We start from the raw sequence: 1,694 nt of genomic DNA, 5'->3' as shown, positions 1-1,694 counted from the left end.
CCCACCCTGTACCCTTCTGGCGTTCGGAGGCCAGTCAGTTGGTGTAGGCTGGTCGCCGGGCCGATCCGCCGGGAGCCGCCTTGCCCACCTGTGCCTAGAGCACCGACGTAGGACCCGCGCCCTGGCGGAGCATCTGCGATCGAGATCCACTAGGAGGTTTGCGCCGCGAGCGCCGGTACAGGGATTGATTGGGATCGCAGTTGGCCCGCCTTTTGGAAGCGAGGAGGTCCATCAAATGGTCGAGAATGTGCATTGGTTTGTCGGGATCGACTGGGCAACGCAAAGCCATCGCGTTTGCTTGCTCAATGCCGAAGGAGGGCGGCTGGGAGAGCGAGAGTTCGCCCATGGCGGAGCCGGTCTGGTGGAGTTGCGCGACTGGCTGCTCGAGAAGACGAAGGCTGCACCGGCGCAGATCGCCGTGGCGATCGAGATGCCGCACGGTCCTGTGGTGGAGATGCTGCTTGAGTGTGGGTTCCTGGTCTTTGCCATCAATCCCAAGCAGCTTGATCGCTTCCGTGATCGCTTCACGGTCGCGGGTGCCAAGGATGACAGCCGTGACGCTCTTGTCCTAGGGGATTCCTTGCGTACCGATCGCAAGGCCTTCCGGCAGCTTGCCATGGACGATCCGGCGGTGATCAGGTTGCGCGAATGGTCGCGCCTGCTAGATGAGCTGCAGCAGGAACGGACGCGTCTGTCTAACCGCCTGCGTCAGCAGTTGTGGCGTTATTACCCGCAAGCGGCCGAGCTGACCGATGATGTCGCAGACGACTGGTTCCTGAGCTTGTGGCAGAAGGTGCCGACACCCGCTGCGGCCGCCAAGGTATCGGAGAAGACGATTGCGCGCATCCTCAAGGAGCATCGTATCCGCCGTGTCGACGCCGCCACCGCGCTGCAGACCCTGCGCAAGACGGCCTTGTTCGTCGCACCAGGTACCACGGAGGCCGCGTGCGTCCATATCCGCAGCCTTGTCGCGCGCATGCGCCTGGTGAATCGGCAGATCAAGCAAGCCGGCGCTGCCCTGGACGGCCTTTGCGATAGTCTGGCGGCACAGGACGAGGAGAACTCGTCGGGGCAGAGCCATGAGCAGCGTGACGTGGCAATCCTTCGCTCCTGGCCGGGAATCGGCAGGATTGTTCTCGCCACACTGCTCACCGAGGCAGCACAACCGCTGCGCGCCCGAGATTACCACGCTTTGCGTGCTCTGGCAGGGGCCGCCCCGGTCACACGGCAAAGCGGCAAGCAACGCTTCGTGATCCGGCGCTTTGCCTGCAACAAGCGGCTGCAGACCGCTGTCCATCACTGGTCACGCGTTGCCGTCCAGCACGACCCGGCCGCTCGGCACCGCTATGATGCCTTGCGGCAGCGCGGCCACGGCCGCGCGCGCGCGTTGCGCGGCGTGGGCGATCGCCTGCTCTCGGCCCTCTGCGCGGCCCTCAAGAACCGAACGCTGTACGACGCCAATCACAGGAGTGCTCAGGCTGTCAGCAGCCAGTAAGCCTTATTCCTTTGTTCGGCCGCTTGTGACCATTCCTTCGTCCCGACCTGCCGAGCCCAGCAGCGCAGCGCGCAGCCGCTGTCCAGGATGCCATCGGCACCGGCGTAGCCGGCGCGAAGCGTCCTGGACAGCGGTGAGCACTGCGCTACTCTGTTGCATTAAGGCATGAAACCTCTTGACCAAGGCTAGGAGGTCCTAC

The 1,694-nt window shown here is 64.2% G+C and carries 1 protein-coding gene; it reads left to right on the top strand.

Going from position 1 to position 1,694, the window contains the following annotated elements; translation table 11 throughout:
- Nucleotides 1-235 precede the first annotated feature (235 nt).
- The gene (locus I6F09_RS37095) at nt 236-1,495 is read left to right on the top strand and encodes an IS110 family transposase (RefSeq protein ID WP_225190196.1); all 1,260 of its coding nucleotides are present in this window, start codon (nt 236-238) and stop codon (nt 1,493-1,495) included.
- The last annotated feature ends 199 nt before the right edge of the window (nt 1,496-1,694 follow it).

The sequence above is a fragment of the Bradyrhizobium sp. IC3195 genome (assembly GCF_020193585.1).
Lineage (GTDB): Bacteria > Pseudomonadota > Alphaproteobacteria > Rhizobiales > Xanthobacteraceae > Bradyrhizobium > Bradyrhizobium yuanmingense.
This window is presented reverse-complemented; position numbering and strand designations above follow the sequence as displayed.

Excerpts from the sequence above, each read along its gene's own strand:
- I6F09_RS37095 (WP_225190196.1), top strand. The coding sequence starts at position 236 with ATGGTCGAGAATGTGCATTGGTTTGTCGGGATCGACTGGGCAACGCAA.